The 3,028-nt window shown below is 66.4% G+C and carries 3 protein-coding genes; 2 read left to right on the plus strand and 1 reads right to left on the minus strand.

The features are described 5' to 3' along the window. Window positions 1–280, minus strand: a 280-nt coding sequence (locus tag QN345_RS17425) for a hypothetical protein (RefSeq protein ID WP_323508965.1), incomplete at its 3' end; no start/stop codon positions are given. 93 nt (window positions 281–373) lie between these two features. Here QN345_RS17425 and QN345_RS17430 point away from each other — a divergent pair. Both QN345_RS17430 and QN345_RS17435 read left to right on the plus strand, forming a co-directional pair. Next, a complete protein-coding gene (locus QN345_RS17430; protein WP_134559282.1) occupies window positions 374–856 on the plus strand; it encodes a MarR family winged helix-turn-helix transcriptional regulator in 483 nt (160 codons plus the stop codon). 173 nt (window positions 857–1,029) lie between these two features. Next, window positions 1,030–3,028: APC family permease (locus QN345_RS17435; RefSeq protein WP_323508966.1), on the plus strand; the 1,999-nt coding region annotated here is incomplete at its 3' end.

Consider the following 3,028-nt stretch of genomic DNA (forward strand, 5'->3'; position numbering starts at 1 on the left):
GGGCTGCGGGGGCGGGGTGGTGGATCTGGGTGCGTTCGCCCGAGCGGTCGATCTCGTGCCGGCTCATCAGCTCGCCGCAGATCGGGCAGGTCGCCTCGGCGCGCTCCGCCTGCTTCTGCTCGGTCGTCTCCGTCGTATACGGGCCGAGCGGCGGCGGCCCGATCCAGGGCAGCAGCGTGCGATTCAGCCAGGACACGGCGCCCGCGAGGCCGTGTTCGCCCGACGGCCTGTCGTCAGAATCGCCCGGTTCGCCGGTTCCTCGTCTCGATGCGCGTGTCATAATGGTTAGTGTACTAATCAATTACGATTAGTGCACTAATCAATTCCGTCGAGACGGTCGCGACGGGGAACAGCAGAGGCGCGGGACCAACCGATGACAGACGATTCCCCGGGCACGACCGGTTCCGCGACAGTGCCCGCGTCCGCGCCCGACCTGCTCCGCCTCGAGGACCAGGTCTGCTTCGCCCTCGCGATCGCGTCCCGCAGTGTGATCTCGGTGTACCGGCCGATCCTCGAGCCGTACGGCCTCACGCATCCGCAGTACCTCGTGCTGCTCGCCCTCTGGGAACGCAGCCCGCGTTCGGTCTCTGACCTCAGCGCCGAGCTGCGCCTCGAACCCGCGACCCTCTCCCCGCTGCTGAAGCGCCTCGAGACCGCCGGCCTCGTCGGCCGCAGTCGCAATGCGCACGACGTACGTGTGCTCGACATCACGCTGACGGATGCCGGTCGAGCACTCCGCGAGGACGCCCTCACGATCCCGCCGCGCATCATCGACAAGCTCGGCATGAGCCTGGATGAGCTCACCGCGCTGCGAACCTCGCTCTGGCGGGTGATCGACGCGGCACAGTCCCCCTGACCCGCGAAAGCGGGTGAATCGTCGCTTTCGCTGCGGCATACCGACGATTCACCCGCTTTCGCGGAAGGTGGGGATGCGCGGGGTGCGGGAAGCGGGGGTAACCCAACTCGCGGGCGGCTCGGCTTATTCCCGGAAGTTTGACAGTCGTATCCAACGGAGTAGTGTCATCCCTCGTGACACCAGACGGCTCCCAAGCGCCAGAAACTCGCTCCGCGAAGCGGTGGATCATCGGCGAACCACTCTCGACCGAGCATCTCGAGGGTCAGCTGCTGCCCAAGCACCTCGCCCTGCCGATCTTCGCGAGCGACCCGCTGTCGAGCGTCGCGTACGCCCCGCAGGAACTCCTGATGATCCTGACCCTCGGCGGGCTCGCCTTCCTGAGCTTCGCGCCCTGGGTCGCGGCCTGCGTCGTGCTCCTGCTGGTCGTCGTCGTCGCGTCCTACCGGCAGCTGATCAAGGCGTACCCCTCCGGTGGCGGGGACTACGAGGTCGCCTCCAAGAACCTCGGCGAACGCGCAGGCCTGCTCGTCGCATCCGCCCTGCTCGTCGACTACGTGATGACCGTCGTCGTCTCGGTCGCGAGCGGCGTGGACAACATCATCTCGGCCGTGCCGCAACTCGTGAACTTCCGGGTCGAACTCGCCGTCTTCTTCGTCGTGATGCTCGCCGCCGTCAACCTGCGCGGCGTGCGCGAGTCGAGCAAGGCCTTCGCCTTCCCGACCTACCTGTTCATCGCGAGCGTGATCCTGATGGTCGTCGTCGGCCTCGTGCGGGTCATCTTCGGTGATGCGCCCGTCGCGGAGTCCGCGAGCTACGGCGTGCACGCCGAAAACCTTGCCCAGTCGGCGTTCATCCTGCTGCTGTTGCGCTCCTTCGCGAGCGGATGCTCCGCCCTGACCGGCGTCGAAGCGATCGCCAACGGTGTTCCGGCCTTCAAACACCCGAAGGTCAAGAACGCCCAGCGCACCCTCGTGCTGATGGGCGGCATCGCGATCGTGATGTTCATCGGCCTCACGACCCTCGCGCTGATCGCGAAGGTGCACTACGCGGAGAACCCCTGCGACCTGATCGGCTGGGCCGAGTGCGCCACGTCGCCGCAGCGAAGCCTGATCGCCCAGATCGCCGCGGCGACCTTCGGGAACAACTCGATCATGTTCTTCGTGCTGCAGGCCGCGACCGCCGCCGTGCTGCTGCTCGCCGCGAACACGGCGTTCAACGGCTTCCCGCTGCTCGGCTCGGTGCTCGCGAAGGACTCCTACGCACCGAAGTCGCTCAGCACCCGTGGCGACCGGCTGATCTACTCGAACGGCGTCGTACTCCTCGCCCTCTTCGCCTGCCTGATCCTGGTCGTCTTCCAGGCCAACCTGACGGTGCTGATCCAGCTGTACATCATCGGCGTCTTCGTATCCTTCACCCTCGGCCAGACCGGCATGGTCAAGCACTGGCTCACCCTGCTCAAGACGAACCCGCCGAACCGGGCCTCGATCATCACGAGCCTCTCGATCAACGGCTTCGGCGCCGCCCTGACCGGCGTGGTGCTCATCGTCGTGACGATCACCAAGTTCACCCACGGCGCCTGGCTCGTCTTCGTGATGATGCCGGTTCTGTTCACCCTGATGCTCGGCGTGAACCGCTACTACCGGGACGTCGCCAAGGAGATCGAAGTCGACCCTGACACGACCTTCGGCTCCACCGGTGACCACGCGATCGTGCTCGTCGGCAAGATGCAGAAGCCCGTGCTCAAGGCACTCGACTACGCGATCGCCGCCCGGCACGAGGGCATCGAGGCCGTGCACATCTCGATCGACGAAGAAGAGACCAAACAGTTGCAGCGCGACTGGGTCCGGCAGAACATCCAGGTGCCGCTGCGCATCGTCGAGTCTCCGTACCGGGACATCAGCTGGCCGTTGATCAGCTATATCAAGGAGCGCCGCGCCGCGCACGGCTCCGAGGTCGTCACCATCTACACCCCGATCTACATCGTCGGGCACTGGTGGGAGAACCTGCTGCACAACCACAAGGCCCGTCGCCTCCGCCAGAAGCTGATGCTCGTGCACGGTGTCACGATCGCGCTCGTGCCCTGGCTGCTCGACTCCTCCGAACTCATCTACGGCCGCCGGTCCCGCCCGATCCCGGGCCAGGACCGTCGCGGCGAGCCGGTGCGCCCGCGCC

Origin of the sequence: Cryobacterium sp. 10I1 (genome assembly GCF_035019805.1) — a bacterium.
GTDB classification, from domain to species: Bacteria; Actinomycetota; Actinomycetes; order Actinomycetales; family Microbacteriaceae; genus Cryobacterium; species Cryobacterium glucosi.

Excerpts from the sequence above, each read along its gene's own strand:
- QN345_RS17430 (WP_134559282.1), top strand. The coding sequence starts at position 374 with ATGACAGACGATTCCCCGGGCACGACCGGTTCCGCGACAGTGCCCGCG.